The 21,981-nt window shown below is 56.5% G+C and carries 21 protein-coding genes; 5 read left to right on the top strand and 16 right to left on the bottom strand.

Annotated elements, in window-relative coordinates; translation table 11 throughout:
• Positions 1–17 precede the first annotated feature (17 nt).
• The 16 genes from atpG to rpmH form a co-directional block, all read right to left on the bottom strand.
• Positions 18–878 (bottom strand): F0F1 ATP synthase subunit gamma, encoded by an 861-nt coding sequence (gene atpG / locus KGA85_RS13305; protein WP_008045673.1) that lies wholly within the window; start codon positions 876–878, stop codon positions 18–20.
• A 50-nt stretch (positions 879–928) separates the two neighbouring features.
• Complete coding sequence (atpA, locus tag KGA85_RS13300) at positions 929–2,473, bottom strand: F0F1 ATP synthase subunit alpha (RefSeq protein WP_030132553.1); 1,545 nt, start codon at positions 2,471–2,473, stop codon at positions 929–931.
• Positions 2,474–2,494: 21 nt separating this feature from the next.
• Positions 2,495–3,031, bottom strand: coding sequence for a F0F1 ATP synthase subunit delta (locus KGA85_RS13295; RefSeq protein WP_008045680.1), 537 nt, complete (start codon positions 3,029–3,031; stop codon positions 2,495–2,497).
• A 12-nt stretch (positions 3,032–3,043) separates the two neighbouring features.
• On the bottom strand, positions 3,044–3,514 hold the full coding sequence (locus KGA85_RS13290; RefSeq protein ID WP_008064601.1) for a F0F1 ATP synthase subunit B: 471 nt from the start codon (positions 3,512–3,514) through the stop codon (positions 3,044–3,046).
• Positions 3,515–3,572: 58 nt separating this feature from the next.
• Positions 3,573–3,830, bottom strand: a complete 258-nt coding sequence (gene atpE, locus KGA85_RS13285) for a F0F1 ATP synthase subunit C (RefSeq protein WP_003097235.1) — start codon at positions 3,828–3,830, stop codon at positions 3,573–3,575.
• Between the two features lie 133 nt (positions 3,831–3,963).
• Complete coding sequence (atpB, locus tag KGA85_RS13280; protein WP_108230975.1) at positions 3,964–4,833, bottom strand: F0F1 ATP synthase subunit A; 870 nt, start codon at positions 4,831–4,833, stop codon at positions 3,964–3,966.
• 16 nt (positions 4,834–4,849) lie between these two features.
• Complete coding sequence (locus KGA85_RS13275) at positions 4,850–5,257, bottom strand: F0F1 ATP synthase subunit I (RefSeq protein WP_108230976.1); 408 nt, start codon at positions 5,255–5,257, stop codon at positions 4,850–4,852.
• A 148-nt stretch (positions 5,258–5,405) separates the two neighbouring features.
• Positions 5,406–6,278 carry a ParB/RepB/Spo0J family partition protein gene (locus tag KGA85_RS13270; RefSeq protein ID WP_223455170.1) on the bottom strand — a complete coding sequence of 291 codons (873 nt, stop codon included), beginning with the start codon at positions 6,276–6,278 and terminating at the stop codon, positions 5,406–5,408.
• A 9-nt stretch (positions 6,279–6,287) separates the two neighbouring features.
• Entirely contained in the window at positions 6,288–7,085 is a 798-nt protein-coding gene (locus KGA85_RS13265; protein ID WP_007969897.1) for a ParA family protein, read from the bottom strand.
• Between the two features lie 18 nt (positions 7,086–7,103).
• Complete coding sequence (rsmG, locus tag KGA85_RS13260; RefSeq protein WP_223455168.1) at positions 7,104–7,748, bottom strand: 16S rRNA (guanine(527)-N(7))-methyltransferase RsmG; 645 nt, start codon at positions 7,746–7,748, stop codon at positions 7,104–7,106.
• Positions 7,745–9,643 carry a tRNA uridine-5-carboxymethylaminomethyl(34) synthesis enzyme MnmG gene (mnmG, locus tag KGA85_RS13255; RefSeq protein ID WP_223443616.1) on the bottom strand — a complete coding sequence of 633 codons (1,899 nt, stop codon included), beginning with the start codon at positions 9,641–9,643 and terminating at the stop codon, positions 7,745–7,747. The genes rsmG and mnmG overlap by 4 nt, the downstream gene beginning before the upstream one ends.
• A 550-nt stretch (positions 9,644–10,193) precedes the next feature.
• Positions 10,194–11,564 carry a tRNA uridine-5-carboxymethylaminomethyl(34) synthesis GTPase MnmE gene (gene mnmE, locus KGA85_RS13250; protein ID WP_223455166.1) on the bottom strand — a complete coding sequence of 457 codons (1,371 nt, stop codon included), beginning with the start codon at positions 11,562–11,564 and terminating at the stop codon, positions 10,194–10,196.
• Between the two features lie 79 nt (positions 11,565–11,643).
• A complete protein-coding gene (gene yidC, locus KGA85_RS13245; protein WP_223455164.1) occupies positions 11,644–13,323 on the bottom strand; it encodes a membrane protein insertase YidC in 1,680 nt (559 codons plus the stop codon).
• 2 nt (positions 13,324–13,325) lie between these two features.
• Positions 13,326–13,571, bottom strand: coding sequence for a membrane protein insertion efficiency factor YidD (gene yidD / locus KGA85_RS13240; RefSeq protein ID WP_010565858.1), 246 nt, complete (start codon positions 13,569–13,571; stop codon positions 13,326–13,328).
• Positions 13,564–13,965: a ribonuclease P protein component gene (rnpA, locus tag KGA85_RS13235; protein WP_223455496.1), complete on the bottom strand. Its 402-nt coding sequence runs from the start codon at positions 13,963–13,965 to the stop codon at positions 13,564–13,566. Before rnpA ends, yidD begins: the two co-directional genes overlap by 8 nt.
• 16 nt (positions 13,966–13,981) lie before the next feature.
• Positions 13,982–14,116: a 50S ribosomal protein L34 gene (gene rpmH / locus KGA85_RS13230; RefSeq protein ID WP_003213577.1), complete on the bottom strand. Its 135-nt coding sequence runs from the start codon at positions 14,114–14,116 to the stop codon at positions 13,982–13,984.
• 566 nt (positions 14,117–14,682) lie between these two features.
• Between rpmH and dnaA the strand changes: the two genes are divergently transcribed.
• The 5 genes from dnaA (at position 14,683) to dinD (ending at position 21,963) form a co-directional block, all read left to right on the top strand.
• Positions 14,683–16,203: a chromosomal replication initiator protein DnaA gene (gene dnaA / locus KGA85_RS13225; protein WP_223531984.1), complete on the top strand. Its 1,521-nt coding sequence runs from the start codon at positions 14,683–14,685 to the stop codon at positions 16,201–16,203.
• Positions 16,204–16,242: 39 nt separating this feature from the next.
• Positions 16,243–17,346, top strand: a complete 1,104-nt coding sequence (gene dnaN / locus KGA85_RS13220; RefSeq protein WP_007969885.1) for a DNA polymerase III subunit beta — start codon at positions 16,243–16,245, stop codon at positions 17,344–17,346.
• Positions 17,347–17,366: 20 nt separating this feature from the next.
• Positions 17,367–18,470 (top strand): DNA replication/repair protein RecF, encoded by a 1,104-nt coding sequence (recF, locus tag KGA85_RS13215; RefSeq protein ID WP_223455162.1) that lies wholly within the window; start codon positions 17,367–17,369, stop codon positions 18,468–18,470.
• A 5-nt stretch (positions 18,471–18,475) separates the two neighbouring features.
• Positions 18,476–20,893 (top strand): DNA topoisomerase (ATP-hydrolyzing) subunit B, encoded by a 2,418-nt coding sequence (gyrB, locus tag KGA85_RS13210; protein ID WP_223455160.1) that lies wholly within the window; start codon positions 18,476–18,478, stop codon positions 20,891–20,893.
• A gap of 122 nt (positions 20,894–21,015) precedes the next feature.
• Positions 21,016–21,963: a DNA damage-inducible protein D gene (dinD, locus tag KGA85_RS13205; protein ID WP_263289140.1), complete on the top strand. Its 948-nt coding sequence runs from the start codon at positions 21,016–21,018 to the stop codon at positions 21,961–21,963.
• Positions 21,964–21,981: the final 18 nt, after the last annotated feature.

Here is a 21,981-nt window from a genome sequence, read left to right as displayed (position 1 = left end):
TCTGAATATTTGAACCGTTAAACCGCGGCAGCGCCGCCGACGATTTCCGAGATCTCTTGGGTGATCGCAGCCTGACGCGCCTTGTTGTAGACCAGCTGCAAATCGCTGATCAAATCACCGGCGTTGTCGGTAGCGTTCTTCATCGCGATCATCCGCGCAGCTTGTTCAGCCGCGTTGTTCTCGACCACCGCCTGGTAGACCTGTGACTCCACGTAACGGACCATCAAGCCGTCCAGCAGCTCCTTGGCATCCGGTTCGTAGAGATAGTCCCAGTGGTGCTTGAGGTCTTGATCCGGGGTTGCCACCAGTGGAATCAACTGCTCCACGGTAGGCTGTTGCGTCATGGTGTTGATGAACTTGTTGGACACCACGGACAGGCGGTCAATACGGCCGTCCAGGTAAGCATCCAGCATCACCTTGACGCTGCCGATCAGATCATTGATCGACGGCTCTTCACCCAGGTGGCTGATAGCTGCAACGACGTTACCGCCGAAGTTGCGGAAAAAGGCCGCACCCTTGCTACCAACGACACACAGATCGATCTCGACGCCGTTTTCGCGGTTTACCGCCATGTCCTTGACCAGGGCCTTGAACAGGTTGGTGTTCAAGCCGCCGCACAGACCACGGTCACTGCTCACTACGACATAACCAACACGCTTGATTTCGCGGTCGATCATGAACGGGTGGCGGTATTCCGGGTTGGCGTTGGCCAGATGCCCAATTACCTGGCGGATACGCTCCGCATAAGGACGGCTAGCAGCCATGCGCATTTGTGCCTTGCGCATTTTGCTGACCGCCACTTTTTCCATGGCGCTGGTAATCTTTTGCGTGCTTTTGATGCTCGCAATCTTACTGCGAATCTCTTTTGCGCCTGCCATGTAACACCTATCAGGTTAGCAAGCGGGAGCCTTGCGGCTCCCGCTGCGGCTTACCAGGTTTGGGTGGCCTTGAACTTCTCGATACCGGCTTTCATGCCAGCGTCGATTTCGTCATTGAAGTCACCTTTCACGTTGATCTTCGCCATCAAATCGGCGTGATCGCGGTTGAAGAAAGCAATCAGCGCTTGCTCGAAGCTGCCGATCTTGGCGATTTCAACGTCAGTCAGGAACCCACGCTCAGCGGCATACAGCGACAGCGCCATGTCAGCGATCGACATTGGTGCGTATTGCTTCTGCTTCATCAGCTCGGTAACGCGCTGACCATGCTCAAGTTGCTTACGGGTCGCTTCGTCCAGGTCAGAAGCGAACTGGGCGAATGCCGCCAGTTCACGGTACTGAGCCAGAGCGGTACGGATACCACCGGACAGCTTCTTGATGATCTTGGTCTGAGCGGCACCACCCACACGGGATACCGAAACACCGGCGTTCACTGCAGGGCGGATGCCCGAGTTGAACATGGCCGATTCCAGGAAGATCTGACCGTCGGTGATGGAAATCACGTTGGTCGGAACGAACGCGGAAACGTCGCCAGCCTGGGTTTCGATGATCGGCAGTGCGGTCAGGGAACCGGTTTTGCCGGTCACTGCGCCGTTGGTGAACTTCTCTACATATTCTTCCGAAACGCGGGATGCGCGCTCCAGCAGACGGGAGTGGAGATAGAACACGTCGCCTGGGTAAGCTTCGCGGCCTGGTGGACGGCGCAGCAGCAGGGAAATCTGGCGGTACGCCACTGCTTGCTTGGACAGATCGTCATAAACGATCAGCGCGTCTTCACCGCGGTCGCGGAAGAATTCACCCATGGTGCAACCGGAGTACGGTGCCAGGAATTGCAGCGCAGGAGATTCCGAAGCACTGGCAGCCACGATGATCGTGTTGGCCAGGGCGCCGTTTTCTTCCAGCTTGCGAACCACGTTGGCGATGGTCGATTGTTTCTGACCGATCGCTACGTAGACGCAGAAAATGCCGCTGTTCTTCTGGTTGATGATCGCGTCGATCGCCAGAGCGGTTTTACCGATCTGACGGTCACCGATGATCAGCTCACGCTGGCCTCGGCCGACAGGGATCATGGCATCGACAGCCTTGTAGCCAGTCTGTACAGGCTGGTCTACCGACTTACGCCAGATCACGCCTGGAGCAACTTTCTCGACCGCGTCGGTCTCGGTGTTGCCCAGTGGACCTTTGCCGTCAACAGGGTTACCCAGTGCGTCGACTACGCGACCCAGCAGTTCCTTACCAACCGGAACTTCCAGGATGCGGCCAGTGCACTTGGCGCTCATGCCTTCAGCCAGAGACTGGTATGCGCCCAATACAACGGCACCTACGGAGTCTTGCTCCAGGTTGAGGGCCATACCGAAGACGCCGCCCGGAAACTCGATCATCTCGCCGTACATGACGTCGGCCAGACCGTGAATCCGCACGATACCGTCAGATACGCTGACGACAGTGCCTTCGTTACGGGCTTGGGAGGTCACATCGAGCTTGTCGATGCGGCCCTTGATAATTTCACTTATTTCGGAAGGATTGAGTTGCTGCATTGCTCTGCTGCCCCTTCAAACTCAAGATTTCAATGCTTCGGCAAGTTTCGCGATTTTGCCGCGAATCGAGCCATCGATAACCAGGTCGCCGGCGCGGATGACGACACCACCAATAAGGGCAGCGTCCTCCGCAACTTGCAGGCGCACTTCCCGGTTGAGTCGTGCACTGAGAACCTTGGCGAGTTTGTCTTGCTGTTCTTGGTTCAATGCGAAAGCACTGGTCACTTCAACGTCTACCGACTTCTCTTGTTCGGCCTTGTACAGGTCGAACAGAGCGGCGATCTCCGGCAACAGCGGGAGACGGTCGTTTTCGGCAACGACGTGGATGAAGTTCTGTGCCTTGGCATCAAACTTGTCGCCGCACACGTCAATAAACGTGGCGGCCTTTTCTGCGCTCGTCAGTCGCGGGGCCTTGAGCACGCGCTGCATGGTGTCGTCTTCCGACACCGCTGCAGCCAGGCCGAGCATGGCTGACCAATTGGCCAGTTGCTGGTGGGCCTGAGCGTGCTCGAAGGCCGCCTTAGCGTAAGGTCGGGCCAACGTGGTCAGTTCTGCCATGATCGCCCTCGCTTAGATTTCAGCAGCCAGTTGGTTAACCAGCTCTGCGTGCGCGTTTTGATCGATTGTGGCACCCAGGATCTTCTCGGCGCCGCCGACTGCCAGCAAGCCCACTTGGGCACGCAGCGCGTCTTTGACACTGTTCAGTTCCTGTTCGATCTCGGCCTGAGCCTGAACCTTCACACGGTCAGCGTCGATACGGGCTTTTTCAACAGCCTCTTCGACAATCTGATTACCGCGTTTCTTGGCTTGCTCGATGATTTCAGCTGCCTGAGCTTTCGCTTCGCGCAGTTGCTGACCCGCTTTCTCTTGGGCCAACTCCAGGTCGCGAGCTGCTCGGCTGGCAGCGTCCAGACCATCAGCGATCTTCTTTTGACGTTCGTGCAATGCCGCAATGACCGGAGGCCATACGAACTTCATGCAGAACAGTACAAAAATCAGGAACGCAACGGACTGGCCAATCAGGGTCGCATTAATGTTCACGCCAACACCTCGCAGTTACGTTGTCCATCACACCAAATTACCCGGAAGATCCGAGTAATTAGCCAGCGATTTGACCAACGAACGGGTTCGCAAAGGTGAAGAACAGAGCGATACCAACACCGATCATGGTTACGGCGTCGAGCAGACCGGCAACGATGAACATTTTAACTTGCAGCATTGGAACCATTTCTGGCTGACGCGCTGCGCCTTCCAGGAACTTGCCGCCCAGCAGGCCGAAACCAATTGCGGTACCCAGTGCGCCCAGGCCGATCAACAGTGCAACAGCGATAGCGGTTAGACCAACTACAGTTTCCATCTTTCCTCCCGACTTTTACGTCGTATGGTTTAGGTTTTTTAGATTAAAGCGGTAAAACAAATCGTTTCAGATGCCCCGTAAGGAGCCCCTTCCCGTTTTACCGGGAAGGACATCAGACTAGTCGAGACTGGTCTTAATGGTTTTCTTCGTGCGCCATCGACAGGTAGATGATGGTCAGAATCATGAAGATGAACGCTTGCAGGGTGATGATCAGGATGTGGAATACAGCCCACGCCCATTGCAACACCACAGCCAGACCGCTGAGCCACAGCAGGCCGCTGCCGAACATCACCGCGATCAGGATGAACACCAGCTCGCCGGCATACATGTTGCCGAACAGACGCAGTGCCAGCGAGATCGGCTTGGCGATCAGGGTCACAAATTCGAGCAGGAAGTTAACCGGGATCAGCAGGATCTGCAGGAAAATGTTCTTGCTGCCAAACGGATGCAGGGTCAGTTCACCGAGGAAGCCACCGAGCCCCTTGATCTTGATGCTATAGAAAATGATCAGAGCGAAAACAGAGAAGGCCATGGCCAGCGTCGCGTTCGGGTCGGTCGTGGACACTGCACGGAACGGGATGTGCTTATCGCCGGAAATCAGCATGGCCAGTTGAGGAATCCAGTCGACCGGAATCAGGTCGATGGCGTTCATCATGAACACCCAGACGAAAACCGTCAGTGCCAGTGGAGCAACTACCTGGCTACGGCCGTGGAAGCTGTCCTTCACGGCGCTATCGACGAATTCAACCATCACTTCGACGAAGTTCTGCAGACCGCCAGGCTGACCGGAGGTCGCCTTCTTGGCCGCCATGCGGAAAAGCAGTACGAAAATCAGACCCAGCGCAACCGACCACCCGAGAGTATCGACGTGGAATGCCCAGAAGCCCATTGCTTTGGCTTCTGCTGCGGTGTGGGCAAAGCCCCAGCCGCCGGTAGGTAACTGACCGAAAGTCAGGTTCTGCAAGTGGTGCTGGATATAGCCCGAAGCGGATTCTGCTGCCATGGTTGCCTCAAACGCCCTAAGGTCTCGAAAGTCTTGTTTTCATAAGCAGGGGTGCGAACCAGCTGACCAGTTGGGTCAGCACGAAGACGCCGAATACAGCCAGCGGCGCCAACGGCTTCACACCTGCAAACGTCAGTGCAAACAGCACTGCCGTCAAAATCAGTTTGCCCGCCTCGCCGGCATAAAAAGACCGGACGATGGCTTGAGCTGCCCGGGCGCCGGAAAACCGAAATGCCCTGTGAGCGAAATACACATTGGGCAGCAAGGCTATCAGGCCTCCGCAAAGTCCCGAGTACCCGGCAACGACTCCATACCGTTGCCAGAGCGCCAAAGCGGCAATGAGCAGAACGACAAATTGAGCCATTAACACCGGAAAAACTGCCAGGCGATGGAACGGCAGGCGGTTTGGCGTGCGGGTTTCCATCACGTTTGCTCTCCAATGGTCGGCTGCCGAAATTCAATAACTTGGCATAATTTGTGCCGACAAAATGCGCGCAGAGTATAGGGGCGGTTCTGCCCCTATTCAACTGTCAGGTAGTGATTTCCGTCTGCGCGCTACATGTGGAAATGTTTCAGCGGATATGTGCGAGTACGCCTTGAAGCTCATCCAGGGAGTTGTAACCAATCACCAACTGCCCTTTACCCTTCTTACTGTGGCGAATCTGCACCGCAGAGCCTAGGCGCTCGGCCAGGCGCTGTTCGAGACGGGCGATATCCGGGTCCGGTTTTGCCGGTTCAACAGGCTCCGGTTTGCCACTCAACCACTGGCGAACCAGTGCCTCAGTCTGGCGCACGGTCAGTCCGCGTGCGACAACGTGTCGCGCCCCTTCAACCTGTTGAATTTCCGGCAAACCAAGCAAAGCACGGGCATGACCCATTTCCAGGTCGCCGTGGGACAACATGGTCTTGATGACTTCCGGCAAGGAAATCAGGCGCAACAGGTTGGCCACGGTCACCCGGGACTTGCCCACAGCTTCCGCCACCTGTTGCTGGGTCAGCTGGAACTCCTGCTGCAAACGCTGCAAGGCCACCGCTTCTTCAATCGGGTTCAGGTCTTCGCGCTGGATGTTCTCGATCAGCGCAATGGCAATGGCGGTTTCATCGGGTACATCGCGAACCATCGCCGGGATGGTTTCCTTCCCGGCTTGCTGGCTGGCGCGCCAGCGGCGTTCGCCGGCAATGATTTCAAAACGGCCGCTGCCGATCGGGCGAACCACGATGGGCTGCATGACGCCCTGGGCCTTGATCGACTGCGCCAACTCTTCGAGCGCTTGCGGATCCATGTCACGACGCGGCTGGTACTTGCCGCGCTGGAGCAGATCCAGGGGAAGGTGCTGCAGCTCACGCTGATCGGCTTGCGCCGCTTGATCTTCCAGCGAGCTGACAGTCGGACCACTCAACAGAGCATCCAGTCCACGTCCGAGACCTCGTTTCTTGACGGCCATGGGGATTCCTTAAGTTGCCTGAGCAGCGGCGATGCGTGAGTTTTTGCGTTGACGACGAACCATTTCGCCCGCCAATGCCAGGTAGGCAACGGCGCCTCGCGATGCTTTGTCGTACGCCAGCGCCGGCATGCCGTAGCTTGGCGCTTCGGCCAGTCGGATGTTGCGCGGAATGACGGTGTCGTAGAGCTGCTCGCCGAAGTGTTCCTTGAGCTGCGCCGAGACATCGTTCATCAGGCTCAGGCGCGGGTCGTACATCGTACGCAGCAGGCCTTCGACCTTGAGGTTCGGGTTCAGCAGTTCCGCGATACGCTTGATGTTATCCACAAGATCGCTCAAGCCTTCGAGTGCGAAGTACTCGCACTGCATGGGGATAATGACCCCGTCGGCGGCAACCAGTGCGTTCAAGGTCAGCATCGACAGCGACGGCGGGCAATCGATCAAAATGTAATCGTAGTTTTCCCGGATTGGCGCCAGCGCACTGCGCAAACGGCTTTCCTTCATCTGCATTTCCAGCAGAACCACTTCGGCCGCGGTGAGGTCGCGGTTGGCCGGCAACAACTGGTAACCACCGTGTTCGGAGAAGTGCATGGCCTGGGCCAGATCACATTCTCCGATCAACAGGTCGTAGACCGAGTTTTCCAGGCCATGTTTATCCACACCGCTACCCATGGTGGCGTTGCCCTGTGGATCAAGATCGATCAACAGCACCCGGCGCTTGGTCGCGACCAGGGATGCTGCGAGGTTGATGCAGGTGGTGGTTTTGCCCACGCCACCTTTTTGGTTCGCAATCGCGAATACCTTAGCCATTCTTGCTTGTGTTCCCAATCATGCCGTGCGGCGCAGTATCAGCAGATGGCGTTGGCCTTGGCAACCAGGTACGGCCAGGGCGTGTTCGCTATCGAGGTGGAAGTCTTCCGGCAATGCTACCAGCTCATCGGCCGGATGAACGCCCTTCATTGCCAGCCAGCGTGTTTCGCTATCGCCAAGGTGGCGAGTCCAGTTGCTGAAGTTCTCCATGCTGCTGAACGCCCGGGAAATGATCCCGTTGAACGGCTGGGCAGGCTGGAACGCTTCGACGCGACTGTGGATAACTTGCAGGTTATCCAGTTTGAGTTCGAGTTTTACCTGGGTCAGGAAGCGGGTTTTCTTGCCATTGCTGTCCAGGCAGGTCACCTGGGACTCGGGAAACAGGATCGCCAGCGGAATGCCAGGCATGCCGCCGCCACTGCCGACGTCGAGCCAGCGACCGTTTTCGATGAACGACATCACACTCAGGCTATCGAGCAAGTGACGGGAAACCATTTCGTCCGGATCACGCACGGCGGTGAGGTTGTAAGCCTTGTTCCATTTGATCAACAGGGCCAGGTAACCCAGCAGTTGTGCGTGCTGGGTTTCTGTCAGCGTGACGCCAAGCTGGCGGGCACCTGTGGATAACTCTTCTGCGTGTTGCGAAGTGACCAACGAACTCAAGCGCTTTGCTCCAACTGACGGCCCGCGCCGCGTTTTTTCAAATGAATCATCAACAGCGAAATGGCTGCCGGCGTAACGCCCGGGATACGCGAGGCCTGGCCCAAGGTTTCTGGACGGGTCGCGCCGAGCTTGCTCTGGATCTCCTTGGAGAGACCGGAAATGTTCGTGTAATCGATATCCACAGGCAATTTGGTGTCTTCGCTGGCGCGCAAGCGGGCGATTTCATCCTGTTGACGATCGATGTAGCCGGCGTACTTGGTCTTGATTTCGACCTGCTCGGCGACCTGTGGATCTTCTGCCCCCCCACCGGTCACGGCGATCAGACCAGCGTAGTCGATTTCCGGACGACTCAAGAGATTGAGCAGGTTGTATTCGTGGGTCAGTGGCGTGCCGAATTTTTCGGCAATGGCATCGCCCTGTTCGGTGCCCGGGCGTACCCAGGTGCTTTTCAGGCGCTGCTCTTCCAGTTCGATGCTTTCGCGTTTTTTGCAGAAAGCCGCCCAGCGCACGTCATCCACCAGGCCCAGCTCGCGACCTTTTTCGGTCAAGCGCAGGTCGGCGTTGTCTTCGCGCAGGATCAAGCGATATTCGGCACGGGACGTGAACATCCGGTACGGCTCTTGGGTACCGAGGGTAATCAGGTCGTCGACCAACACGCCGATATAGGCCTCGTCGCGACGCGGGCACCAGGCGTCTTTGCCTTGCGCACGCAATGCAGCGTTGGTCCCAGCGAGCAAACCCTGGGCACCGGCTTCTTCGTAACCGGTGGTGCCGTTGATCTGCCCGGCGAAGAACAGGCCGCCGATGACTTTGGTTTCCAAGCTGTATTTCAAATCGCGTGGATCGAAGTAGTCGTACTCGATCGCGTAGCCCGGCCGCACGATGTGCGCGTTTTCCATGCCGCGGATCGATTGCACGATCTGCAATTGCACGTCGAACGGCAAGCTTGTGGATATCCCGTTCGGATACAGCTCATGGGTGGTCAAACCTTCCGGTTCGATGAACACCTGATGGCTTTCCTTGTCGGCGAAGCGATGGATCTTGTCTTCGATCGACGGGCAATAACGCGGGCCGATGCCTTCGATCTCACCGGCAGCGGAATACATCGGCGAACGGTCGAGGTTCGCGGCAATGATTTCGTGGGTGCGGGCGTTGGTGTGGGTAATCCAGCAGCTGACTTGCTTCGGATGCTGCTCTTTGGACCCCATGAACGACATCACCGGGATCGGCGTATCACCCGGTTGCTCGGACATCACCGAGAAATCCACAGACCGGCCGTCGATACGTGGCGGAGTACCGGTTTTCAAACGACCCACACGCAATGGCAGTTCACGCAGACGGTGAGCCAGCGCGATCGATGGCGGATCACCGGCGCGACCGCCGGAAAAATTCTGCAACCCGATGTGGATAAGTCCACCGAGGAACGTGCCGGTGGTCAACACCACGGAATCGGCGAGGAAACGCAGGCCCATTTGCGTGACAACACCACGGACTTGTTCCTGCTCGACGATCAGGTCGTCAGCGGCCTGTTGAAATATCCACAGGTTCGGCTGGTTCTCCAGGATTTCGCGGACAGCTGCCTTGTACAGAACCCGGTCTGCCTGTGCGCGGGTTGCTCGCACGGCCGGGCCTTTGCGGCTGTTCAACACGCGAAACTGGATACCGCCTTTATCGGTAGCCATGGCCATCGCACCGCCAAGGGCGTCGATTTCCTTGACCAGGTGGCTTTTGCCGATCCCGCCGATGGCCGGGTTGCAACTCATGGCACCGAGGGTTTCCACGTTATGCGTCAGCAACAGGGTTTTAACCCCCATACGTGCTGAGGCCAGTGCTGCCTCGGTACCGGCATGACCGCCGCCGATGACGATCACTTCAAAACGGGAAGGGAAATCCACCACGCACCTCGTGCCTGCTTAAGTAGGTAATTCAGGAATAGTTTGAGCTCAGGTTTTTGGACCTGGTCGACAAGTATAGGGACTTCGCCCTTCCTAAAGAACCCTTTGCACAAAATTTAACCAGCTGTGGAAAAGTCGGAGTTATAGAAATTAAAAAGAAAGAAATTTATTAAATCTTTGTTTTTATGTTTATTTCTATGCACACGCCTTTCTGTGGACAGATTGATACAGCCCTTTGTTTTCAATATGTACAGAGATTCAAAACCCTGTGGTCATGTGCCAATGAGGCCCTTGGATAACCGGTGTAAGCCTGTGGATGAAAGGGGTGGTTATCCACAGAGGCGGTTATCTTCAGTTTTCAGGTCCTGTTATCAACTGCCCTTAGCTGCGGTTATTCACAGGGCTTAATCCACAGAAAAATGCCGTTTGCTCGAAATTCGGGTACAGGAATTCCGCTCAAGCAGACGAAGTCCGCTCGGCACTGGAGGTTTTTTTCAGAAAAGGAGAGAGCAGACAGGCACGGATGGCCTGTCTGTGAATAACAGGAGGGCTACTTACCGATACAGAAGCTGGAAAAAATCCGCCCCAGCAGGTCATCGGAACTGAAAGCACCGGTGATTTCACCCAGCGACTGCTGAGCCTGGCGCAAATCCTCGGCCAACAACTCGCCAGCACCGGCCAGGGTCAATTGCGCGCGGCCATGCTCGAGGGCAGCACTGGCATGACGTAGCGCCTCAAGGTGTCGCCGGCGAGCGCTGAAGCTGCTTTCGGACGTTTGTTCATAGCCCATGCAGGCCTTGAGGTGTTCACGCAGCAGCTCCAGCCCGACACCACCAGACTTGGCGCTCAGGCTGATGGTGACATGGCCGTCCTTGCTGACCTCCAGGGCAATGGCTTCGCCCGTAAGGTCGGCCTTGTTGCGAATCAGGGTGACTTTCGCAGGATCGGGACGGATTTCGAGAAACTCTGGCCAGAGTGCGAAAGGATCGAGGGCTTCAGGCGCCGTGGCATCGACCACCAGCAATACCCGATCCGCTTCGCCGATGGCTTTCAAAGCACGCTCGACGCCGATTTTTTCCACATGATCATCGGTATCGCGCAGACCGGCGGTATCCACTACGTGCAGCGGCATGCCATCGATGTGGATATGTTCACGAAGCACGTCACGGGTGGTGCCGGCAATTTCGGTCACGATCGCCGCTTCACGCCCGGCCAGGGCATTGAGCAGGCTGGATTTACCGGCATTCGGACGACCGGCAATGACCACGGTCATGCCGTCTCGCAGCAAGGCGCCCTGCCCGGCTTCGCGCATGACGGTGGATAACTCGTCGCGCACCTTGTCGAGCATGCTCAAGACGTGGCCATCGGCGAGGAAGTCGATTTCCTCCTCAGGAAAATCGATGGCCGCTTCGACATAGATTCGCAGGCCGATCAGTTGTTCGGTGAGGTTATGCACACGTGACGAGAAGGCACCCTGCAGGGAGCGCAACGCGTTTCGCGCAGCCTGGGCGGAACTGGCTTCAATCAGGTCGGCAATGGCTTCGGCCTGGGCGAGGTCCAGTTTGTCGTTGAGGAAGGCGCGCTCGCTGAATTCCCCCGGTCGGGCGAGACGGCAACCCAGTTCCAGGCAGCGCTTGAGCAGCATATCCAGAACGATCGGACCGCCATGACCTTGCAGCTCCAGCACATCTTCGCCAGTGAACGAGTTCGGGCCGGGGAAATACAAGGCAATTCCCTGGTCCAGCACCTCGTCGTTTTCACTGAAAAACGGACCGTAGTGAGCAAATCGCGGCTTGAGCTCGCGACCGCTGAAGGCCTTGGCCGCAACGCTGGCCAACGGCCCGGAAATACGCACGATGCCTACACCGCCGCGACCTTGAGCGGTGGCGACGGCTGCGATGGTTTCGCGAGGAACGCTCATAAACCGGTATCCAGACAAAAGTGACAGATAGCAAAACGCCCCACTAGGGGGCGTTTTGAGTGGTTATCCACAGTGTAAATCAGGCAGCTGCTTTAGCGGCCGCTTCGATCTTACGTGTGATGTACCACTGTTGGGCGATCGACAGGCAGTTGTTCACTACCCAGTACAGCACCAGACCAGCCGGGAACCACAGGAAGAAGAAGGTGAAGATGATTGGCATCAGCTTCATCACCTTGGCCTGCATCGGATCCGGAGGAGTCGGGTTCAACTGCTGCTGGATGAACATGGTTGCACCCATGATGATCGGCAGAATGAAGAACGGATCCTTGATCGACAGGTCAGTAATCCACAGCATGAACGGTGCCTGACGCATCTCGACGCTTTCCAGCAGAACCCAGTACAGCGAGAGGAAAACCGGCATCTGCACGAGGATTGGCAAGCAACCACCCAGCGGATTGATCTTCTCTTTCTTGTACAGCTCCATCATGGATTGCGACATTTTCTGCCGGTCATCGCCATGTTGCTCTTTCAGCGCAGCCAGTTTCGGTGCCACTGCACGCATGCGCGCCATGGATTTGTAGCTGGCAGCCGACAGCGGGAAGAATATCCCTTTGATCAGCATGGTCAGGAAGATGATCGACCAGCCCCAGTTACCCACAATGGCGTGGATATGTTGCAGCAACCAGAAGATCGGTTGGGCGATGAACCACAGAATGCCGTAGTCGACCGTCAATTCCAGACCTGGGGACAACTCTTTGAGCACAGCCTGGCTTTTCGGACCTGCATACAGAACAGCACTGGTCTCAGCCTTGGCACCCGGTGCAACACTCATCGATGGGCCGGTGTAGCCGATGATGTAGTTGCCCTTGCTGTCTTTACGGGTCTGGACGACGTTGTTTTCGCCCTTGGCCGGAATCCATGCGGTCACGAAGTAGTGTTGCAACCAGGCAACCCAACCGCCGGTGACGGTTTCTTTCAACGGCGCCTTGTCCATGTCCTTCATGGACACTTTCTTGTACGGCTCCGAACTTGTCCACAGGGCGGCGCCCAGGTAAGTCGCGGTGCCGGTAGCCGTGGTCGACGAAGGATCGGCGCTGGCGTCGCGCTTCAACTGGGCGAACATTGCACCGGTCCAGGGCTGGGCGCTCTGGTTGTCGATCAGGTAGGAAACGGTTACGTCATACAGGCCGCGTTTCAGGGTGAAACGCTTGATGTAGTTGACGCCGTCCTTGCTGAACTTCAGGTCCACGACCAATTGGTCCTGACCTTCAGCCAGTTGATAAACCTTCTTCTCCGAGGAATAAACCGGACGACCGGCCGGATTGGCATCCGGACCGTTGCTGCCGATCAGACCGCTTTGCGCCAGATAAGTACGTTCGCCGCCGTTATCGAACAGCTGGAACGGAATTTCCGGGTGATCCTGGCGACGTGGATACTTAGGTAACGTCAGCTGGGCAACATCGCCACCTTGTGGGTCGACAGCCAGGTCCAGTACATCCGTTTTGATCTGGATGAGGTCCTTGCTCACAGCCACCGGCGTTTCGGCAGGTGCACTGGTGTCGCTTGCAGCACGTGGAATGTCGTCACTGGCAGAAGCGTTGGAGCCAGATGCCGTATCCGGCAGGCCCGATGCAGTCGTATTGGTGGCAACATTCTGAGTCGGCAGGGCAGCCTGGCCATAGTCCTGGTTCCATTTAAGAACCATAACGTAGGACACGATTGCCAGGGCGACGATCAGGATCGTGCGTTTGATATCCATGATTACTCGGCCATCGAAGAAGAACGGGAGGTAGGGATAGGTGGAACCGGGTCATAACCACCGGGATTCCACGGATGACAGCGACCTAAACGACGAAAGGTCAGCCAGCCACCGCGAAGAAGGCCATGATTTTCGATGGCTTCTAACGCGTAGCAGGAACAACTGGGGTAGAAACGACAGTGATCGGCCATCAGGGGACTAATGGCATAGCGATAAAACTGGATCGGAACGAGTGCCAGTTTACGCATCCGGACTGTCTACCCCTACAGGTTCGGTTTTGACTGCTGGTACCGGCGAACTGCGAGCCAGACGTTTCCAGAGTTTGCCGAAATGCTGAATCAATTCGGGGTTTTCTACATCACCCAAACCTTTGCGCGCGACGATAACTATGTCCCAGCCGACCAGAGAATCCTGGTTCAGGCGAAACGATTCGCGCATCAGACGTTTGAGGCGATTGCGCTCGACGGAGAGCTTTACGCTCTTTTTCCCGATAACCAACCCGAGACGGGGGTGATCAAGATCGTTGTTGCGCGCAAGGAGCAGGAGATTTTTCCCCGGAACCTTGCCGGTAGGGGAGTCAAAGACTGCCTTGAATTGCCGGGGGGTAAGCAGACGCTTTTCCCGACTGAAGTCCTGACTCACCTCCAGTGCCGGATTATCAAACTGCCAGACGCGCACGACCTTTGGCGCGACGACGCGACAGGACGGCACGACCGTTCTTGGTAGCCATGCGAGCACGGAAACCGTGGGTACGAGCGCGTTTGATAGTGCTTGGTTGGAAAGTACGTTTCATTGTCGTGTTACCTGGTTCGTCCACAACGGGCCGGAATGGCCCCCGTTTTAAGAGACCGGGGATTCTAGAGAAAGCAAGCCTTCAGGTCAATTTCCAACCAACGTTTCCTTATAAATAGATCTCCAGAGGCTTTTCGGCGTTTGCACCTTGCGTAGATATAAAAATAAGAAAGGAAAGTATTTAAAGCTTTTCTGTAAAGCTTATAAAAGCTAGGCCCGCATCCTTCTGTGGATAACTAGATTGAGCCCTTGTTTTACCTGATGTACAGAGAATGACAACTACAGTGGAAAACAGTGTTCAGCCTGTGCTGCGCTGTCGGATAACCTGTGTGTGAAAGGTTGTCTTATCCACAGGCCGGTTATCCACCGAGTTTCGCCCCCACTTGTGCAATGACCTTAACCCCGGTTATCCACAGAGCTTATGCACAGACCACTGGTCGCCTTTTTTGCGTATGAAAGGGCGATTCTTCTTGGTCGATGAACCACCTTCGTGTGGATAAGTCGGCGTCTGGTCGCTACAATGGCCGCTTGTTTTTGCCTCACCGGCTTTCAACTTAGGGGATATCCGTGTCAGTGGAACTTTGGCAGCAATGCGTGGAGCTTTTGCGCGATGAGCTGCCTGCCCAACAATTCAACACTTGGATCCGTCCACTACAGGTCGAAGCCGAAGGCGACGAGTTGCGTGTCTATGCGCCCAATCGTTTTGTTCTGGACTGGGTCAACGAAAAGTACCTGGGGCGTGTTCTCGAATTGCTCGATGAACACGGCAATGGCATGGCGCCTGCGCTTTCCTTATTAATAGGCAGCAAACGCAGTTCGGCACCCCGTGCCGCGCCCAATGCTCCCCTGGCTGCAGCGGCTTCCCAGGCCCAGGCTGCTCAAGCGCCCGCCAATCCGCCGCCAGCACCTGCCGCAGCGTCGACCAAACGTGCGACGCAAAAAGTGGCTGAGGTCACCGAGGAAGAACCTTCTCGTGACAGCTTCGACCCGATGGCCGGCGCCAGTTCGCAACAGGCCCCGGTTCGCGCCGAGCAACGTACCGTGCAGGTCGAAGGTGCGCTCAAGCACACCAGTTACCTGAATCGTACCTTTACCTTTGAGAATTTCGTTGAAGGTAAATCCAACCAGCTGGCGCGCGCCGCCGCCTGGCAGGTGGCTGACAACCCCAAGCACGGTTACAACCCGCTCTTCCTTTATGGTGGCGTCGGCCTGGGTAAAACCCACTTGATGCATGCTGTGGGTAACCATCTATTAAAGAAGAATCCGAATGCCAAGGTGGTGTACCTGCATTCCGAGCGTTTCGTGGCGGATATGGTCAAGGCCCTGCAACTGAACGCGATCAACGAGTTCAAACGCTTCTACCGTTCGGTGGATGCGTTGCTGATCGATGACATTCAGTTCTTCGCCCGCAAGGAGCGTTCCCAGGAGGAGTTTTTCCACACCTTCAACGCCCTGCTCGAAGGTGGCCAGCAGGTCATTCTCACCAGTGACCGCTACCCGAAGGAAATCGAAGGCCTTGAAGAACGCCTCAAGTCCCGCTTTGGCTGGGGCCTGACCGTAGCGGTCGAGCCGCCGGAGCTGGAAACCCGCGTGGCGATCCTGATGAAGAAGGCCGATCAGGCCAAAGTCGAGCTGCCTCACGACGCTGCGTTCTTCATTGCCCAACGCATTCGCTCCAACGTCCGTGAGCTGGAAGGCGCGCTCAAACGCGTGATCGCCCACTCGCACTTCATGGGCCGCGATATCACCATCGAGCTGATTCGCGAATCCCTTAAGGACTTGTTGGCGTTGCAGGATAAACTGGTATCTGTGGATAACATTCAGCGCACTGTCGCCGAGTACTACAAGATCAAGATCTCCGACTTGCTGTCCAAACGCCGTTCGCGTTCGGTCGCTCGTCCGCGTCAGGTCGCTATGGCGTTGTCCAAGGAACTGACCAACCACAGCCTGCCGGAAATCGGCGATGTGTTTGGCGGTCGCGACCATACAACGGTCTTGCACGCGTGCCGCAAGATCAACGAACTTAAGGAATCCGACGCGGACATCCGCGAGGACTACAAGAACCTGCTGCGTACGCTGACCACTTGATGAACACCAGCGCAGCTTATTAAGGCAAGGGACTAGACCATGCATTTCACCATTCAACGCGAAGCCCTGTTGAAACCCCTGCAACTGGTCGCAGGCGTCGTCGAACGCCGACAGACCTTGCCGGTACTTTCCAACGTGCTGCTGGTTGTCGAAGGCCAGCAATTGTCGCTGACCGGTACCGACCTGGAAGTCGAACTGGTCGGTCGTGTTCAACTCGAAGAGCCGGCGGATCCGGGTTCCATCACCGTGCCGGCGCGCAAGTTGATGGACATCTGCAAAAGCCTGCCGAACGATGCGCTGATCGACATCAAGGTCGACGAGCAGAAGCTTGTGGTCAAGGCCGGCCGTAGCCGCTTCACCCTGTCGACACTGCCGGCCAACGACTTCCCTACCGTGGAAGAAGGCCCGGGTTCGCTGACCTGCAGCCTGGAGCAAAGCAAACTGCGTCGTCTGATCGAACGCACCAGCTTCGCCATGGCCCAGCAGGACGTGCGTTACTACCTCAACGGCATGCTGCTGGAAGTTTCCGCTGGCGTGATCCGCGCCGTGGCTACCGACGGTCACCGTCTGGCCATGTGCTCGATGCAGGCCGATATCGGTCAGCCGGATCGTCACCAGGTCATCGTGCCGCGCAAAGGTATCCTCGAACTGGCGCGCCTGCTCACCGAGCCGGACGGCAATGTCAGCATCGTGCTGGGTCAGCACCACATCCGCGCCACCACCGGTGAGTTCACCTTCACTTCGAAACTGGTCGACGGCAAATTCCCGGACTACGAACGTGTTCTGCCTAAAGGCGGCGACAAGCTGGTACTTGGCGATCGCCAGGCTCTGCGCGAAGCGTTCAGCCGTACCGCCATTCTGTCCAACGAGAAGTACCGTGGTATCCGTCTGCAACTGGCCAGCGGTCAGCTGAAGATCCAGGCGAACAACCCGGAGCAGGAAGAAGCGGAAGAAGAAGTGGGCGTTGAATACAACGGCGGCTCTCTGGAAATCGGCTTCAACGTGAGCTACCTGCTCGACGTACTGGGCGTGATGACCACCGAGCAGGTTCGTCTGATCCTGTCCGACTCCAACAGCAGCGCACTGGTGCAGGAATCGGATAACGACGACTCGGCCTACGTTGTCATGCCGATGCGTCTGTAATCATGCTCAGCAGAAGCTAGATGTCCTTAAGTCGCGTCTCGGTCACCGCGGTGCGCAATCTGCACCCGGTGACCATCTCCCCCTCCCCCCGCATCAATATTCTTTACGGCGCCAACGGCAGCGGCAAAACCAGTGTTCTGGAAGCCATCCATCTGCTGGGGCTTGCCCGTTCATTTCGCAGCACCCGTCTGTTGCCGGTCATTCAATACGAACAACTGGCGTGCACAGTCTTTGGCCAGGTTGAACTGGCGGAGGGTGGGCATAGCGCCTTGGGCATTTCTCGGGATCGCCAAGGCGAATTCCAGATCCGTATCGATGGGCAGAATGCGCGCAGCGCCGCGCAACTGGCCGAGATCTTGCCACTGCAACTGATCAATCCGGACAGCTTTCGATTGCTGGAAGGTGCGCCGAAGATTCGTCGGCAGTTTCTCGACTGGGGTGTGTTCCACGTGGAACCGCGCTTCATGTCAACCTGGCAACGCTTGCAGAAGGCCCTGCGCCAGAGAAACTCTTGGCTGCGGCATGGTACACTTGACGCCGTTTCGCAAGCGGTTTGGGACAGGGAACTGTGCCAGGCCAGCGCTGAAATTGATGAATACCGCCGCGCTTATATCAAAGCCTTGAAACCAGTCTTTGAACAAACCTTGAGCGAACTGGTTGAGCTTGAAGGCTTGACGCTCAGCTATTACCGCGGCTGGGACAAGGACCGTGAACTGAGTGCTGTGCTCGCCGGGTCTCTTCAGCGGGACCAGCAAATGGGGCATACCCAGGCCGGACCACAACGTGCTGATTTGCGGCTCAGACTGGGCGCGCATAACGCTGCGGACATCTTGTCCCGTGGCCAGCAGAAGTTGGTGGTTTGCGCGTTGCGGATTGCCCAAGGGCACTTGGTCAGCCAGGCTCGACGCGGTCAGTGTATTTATCTGGTGGATGACTTGCCGTCCGAACTGGACGAGCAACACCGTCGCGCCCTTTGCCGCTTGTTGGAAGACTTACGCTGCCAGGTATTTATCACCTGTGTAGATCACGAATTATTGAGGGAAGGCTGGCAGACGGAAACGCCAGTCGCTCTGTTCCACGTGGAACAGGGCCGTATCACCCAGACCCACGACCATCGGGAGTGAAGGCATTGAGCGAAGAAAATACGTACGACTCAACGAGCATTAAAGTGCTGAAAGGCCTGGATGCCGTACGCAAACGTCCCGGTATGTACATTGGTGACACCGACGATGGCAGCGGTCTGCACCACATGGTGTTCGAAGTGGTCGATAACTCGATCGACGAAGCTCTCGCCGGCCACTGCGACGACATCAGCATCATCATTCACCCGGATGAGTCCATCACCGTTCGCGACAACGGTCGTGGCATCCCGGTAGACGTGCACAAAGAAGAAGGTGTTTCGGCAGCCGAGGTCATCATGACCGTACTGCATGCCGGCGGTAAGTTCGACGACAACTCCTACAAAGTATCCGGTGGCCTGCACGGTGTAGGTGTGTCGGTGGTGAACGCACTGTCCAAAGAACTGGTCCTGACCGTTCGCCGCAGCGGCAAAATCTGGGAACAGACTTACGTCCACGGTGTTCCACAAGAGCCGATGAAAATCGTTGGTGAGAGTGAAACCACCGGCACCCAGATTCACTTCAAGCCATCGGCCGAGACGTTCAAGAACATCCACTTCAGCTGGGACATCCTGGCCAAGCGGATTCGTGAACTGTCCTTCCTCAACTCCGGTGTCGGCATCGTCCTCAAGGATGAGCGCAGTGGCAAGGAAGAGTTGTTCAAGTACGAAGGCGGCCTGCGAGCGTTTGTTGAATACCTGAACACCAACAAGACTGCGGTCAATCAGGTGTTTCACTTCAACATTCAGCGCGAAGACGGCATCGGCGTGGAAATCGCCCTGCAGTGGAACGACAGCTTCAACGAGAACCTGTTGTGTTTCACCAACAACATTCCACAGCGCGATGGCGGTACTCACCTGGTGGGTTTCCGTTCCGCACTGACGCGTAACCTGAATACCTACATCGAAGCCGAAGGTCTGGCGAAGAAGCACAAAGTCGCGACCACCGGTGACGATGCCCGTGAAGGCCTGACCGCGATCATTTCGGTGAAAGTACCGGATCCGAAGTTCAGCTCCCAGACCAAAGACAAGCTGGTGTCTTCCGAAGTGAAGACCGCGGTCGAACAGGAAATGGGCAAGTACTTCTCCGACTTCCTGCTGGAAAACCCGAACGAAGCCAAGCTGGTCGTCGGCAAGATGATCGATGCGGCGCGTGCTCGTGAAGCGGCGCGTAAAGCCCGTGAAATGACCCGTCGTAAAGGCGCGCTGGATATCGCCGGGCTGCCGGGCAAACTGGCTGACTGCCAGGAAAAAGACCCTGCCCTTTCCGAACTGTATCTCGTGGAAGGTGACTCTGCTGGCGGTTCCGCCAAGCAGGGGCGTAACCGTCGGACCCAGGCCATCCTGCCGCTGAAGGGCAAGATCCTGAACGTCGAGAAGGCGCGCTTCGACAAGATGATCTCTTCGCAAGAAGTGGGCACCTTGATCACCGCGCTGGGCTGCGGCATCGGCCGCGACGAGTACAACATCGACAAGCTGCGTTACCACAACATCATCATCATGACCGATGCTGACGTCGACGGTTCGCACATCCGTACCCTGCTGCTGACCTTCTTCTTCCGTCAGTTGCCGGAGCTGATCGAACGCGGCTACATCTACATCGCTCAGCCACCGCTTTACAAGGTCAAGAAAGGTAAGCAAGAGCAATACATCAAAGACGACGAGGCCATGGAAGAGTACATGACGCAGTCGGCCCTGGAAGATGCGAGCCTGCACCTGAACGAAGAAGCACCTGGCATCTCCGGTGAAGCGCTTGAGCGTCTGGTGAATGACTTCCGTCTGGTGATGAAGACCCTCAAGCGTCTGTCGCGCCTGTACCCACAGGAGCTGACCGAGCACTTCATCTACCTGCCAGCGGTGAGCATGGAGCAACTGTCCGATCATGCAGCAATGCAAGATTGGCTGGCTCAGTACGAAGTTCGCTTGCGCACCGTAGAGAAGTCCGGCCTGGTTTACAAAGCCAGCCTGCGTGAAGATCGTGAACGTAACGTCTGGCTGCCAGAGGTCGAACTGATCTCCCACGGCCTGTCGAACTACGTCACCTTCAACCGCGACTTCTTCGGCAGTAACGATTACAAGACTGTCGTTTCGCTAGGCGCTCAACTGAGCACCCTGCTGGACGACGGCGCGTACATCCAGCGTGGCGAGCGCAAGAAGCCGGTGACCGAGTTCAAGGAAGCCCTTGAATGGCTGATGGCTGAAAGCACCAAGCGTCACACCATCCAGCGATACAAAGGTCTGGGCGAAATGAACCCGGATCAGCTGTGGGAAACCACCATGGACCCAAGCCAGCGCCGGATGCTCAAAGTGACCATCGAAGACGCCATTGGCGCGGACCAGATCTTCAACACCCTGATGGGTGATGCGGTCGAACCACGTCGTGACTTCATCGAGAGCAACGCCCTGGCGGTGTCCAACCTGGACTTCTGATCGAATGGGTTGTAGCTGTCTGTGAAGCAAAATCAAGCCCGGAGGATTTCTGATTCGCCGGGCTTTTTATTTTTGGATAATTGCTTTGGCGTGATGGCGCTGTCTGCGACTACGCGGTAACTATGTTTGCATTTGTTAATACACCATTGATTAGTTTTGGTGTCGATGCAACGCTCAACCGGGTTATCGAATCGAACCGGTTCTGGATATCCAATCCTGTGGAGGGATTACCTTTGAGCGAGCAGCATCAGTCTTTTGAGGGCCTGAAGCACCTATCGAACGATGGTTTTGAATACTGGTCTGCCCGAGAGCTTGCGCCTCTGTTGGAGTACCGAGAGTGGCGGAACTTCGAGAATGTCATTGGCAAGGCTATACAGGCTTGTGAGCTCAGTAATCACCTGGTCACCAACCATTTTGTTGACTCCACCAGAATGGTTTCTCTGGGGTCGGGTTCCCAGCGGGAACTGAAGGATGTCCGGCTCTCTCGTTATGCTTGCTATCTGATCGTACAGAACGGCGACCCTACCAAGCCGGTTATTGCCGCGGGGCAGACTTACTTCGCGCTCCAGACTCGACGTCAGGAATTGGCAGATGACGCCACCTTTCAGAAGCTAAGGGACGATCAGAAGCGCTTGTTACTGCGTAATGAACTGCGTGAGCACAACAAGCAATTGGTTGAAGCGGCGCAGCAAGCCGGAGTTGAAACAGGCTTGGACTTCGCCATTTTCCAGAATCATGGATACCAGGGGCTATATGGCGGGCTTGATCAGAAAGCCATTCACCAACGCAAAGGGCTCAAAAAGAGTCAGAAAATTCTGGATTACATGGGTTCAACTGAACTGGCTGCCAATTTGTTTCGTGCGACACAAGCTGAAGAAAAATTACGCCGCGATAACGTCCAAGGTAAGCACCAGGCCAATCAGGTTCATCTGGAAGTAGGTAGAAAGGTACGAGAGACCATTGCCGAATTGGGAGGAACCATGCCGGAGGATCTACCTGTTCCCGAAAGCAGTATCAAACAAGTGGAGTCCGCCGCGAAGAAACTTCATGGAAAGTCGGTGGAAGAGTGACCATTGAGATTCAAGCCT

The organism is Pseudomonas sp. GL-B-12 (genome assembly GCF_019955895.1).
GTDB lineage: Bacteria > Pseudomonadota > Gammaproteobacteria > Pseudomonadales > Pseudomonadaceae > Aquipseudomonas.
The sequence above is the reverse complement of the archived record's forward strand: the minus strand, read 5'-3'. Positions and strand labels throughout refer to the sequence as shown.

Bases quoted from the DNA above. Each gene is read 5' to 3' on its own strand.
- atpG (WP_008045673.1), bottom strand. From the start codon at position 878: ATGGCAGGCGCAAAAGAGATTCGCAGTAAGATTGCGAGCATCAAAAGC.
- atpA (WP_030132553.1), bottom strand. From the start codon at position 2,473: ATGCAGCAACTCAATCCTTCCGAAATAAGTGAAATTATCAAGGGCCGC.
- KGA85_RS13295 (WP_008045680.1), bottom strand. From the start codon at position 3,031: ATGGCAGAACTGACCACGTTGGCCCGACCTTACGCTAAGGCGGCCTTC.
- atpE (WP_003097235.1), bottom strand. From the start codon at position 3,830: ATGGAAACTGTAGTTGGTCTAACCGCTATCGCTGTTGCACTGTTGATC.
- atpB (WP_108230975.1), bottom strand. From the start codon at position 4,833: ATGGCAGCAGAATCCGCTTCGGGCTATATCCAGCACCACTTGCAGAAC.
- KGA85_RS13275 (WP_108230976.1), bottom strand. From the start codon at position 5,257: ATGGAAACCCGCACGCCAAACCGCCTGCCGTTCCATCGCCTGGCAGTT.
- KGA85_RS13270 (WP_223455170.1), bottom strand. From the start codon at position 6,278: ATGGCCGTCAAGAAACGAGGTCTCGGACGTGGACTGGATGCTCTGTTG.
- KGA85_RS13265 (WP_007969897.1), bottom strand. From the start codon at position 7,085: ATGGCTAAGGTATTCGCGATTGCGAACCAAAAAGGTGGCGTGGGCAAA.
- mnmE (WP_223455166.1), bottom strand. From the start codon at position 11,564: ATGAGCGTTCCTCGCGAAACCATCGCAGCCGTCGCCACCGCTCAAGGT.
- yidC (WP_223455164.1), bottom strand. From the start codon at position 13,323: ATGGATATCAAACGCACGATCCTGATCGTCGCCCTGGCAATCGTGTCC.
- yidD (WP_010565858.1), bottom strand. From the start codon at position 13,571: ATGCGTAAACTGGCACTCGTTCCGATCCAGTTTTATCGCTATGCCATT.
- rpmH (WP_003213577.1), bottom strand. From the start codon at position 14,116: ATGAAACGTACTTTCCAACCAAGCACTATCAAACGCGCTCGTACCCAC.
- dnaN (WP_007969885.1), top strand. From the start codon at position 16,243: ATGCATTTCACCATTCAACGCGAAGCCCTGTTGAAACCCCTGCAACTG.
- recF (WP_223455162.1), top strand. From the start codon at position 17,367: ATGTCCTTAAGTCGCGTCTCGGTCACCGCGGTGCGCAATCTGCACCCG.
- dinD (WP_263289140.1), top strand. From the start codon at position 21,016: ATGTTTGCATTTGTTAATACACCATTGATTAGTTTTGGTGTCGATGCA.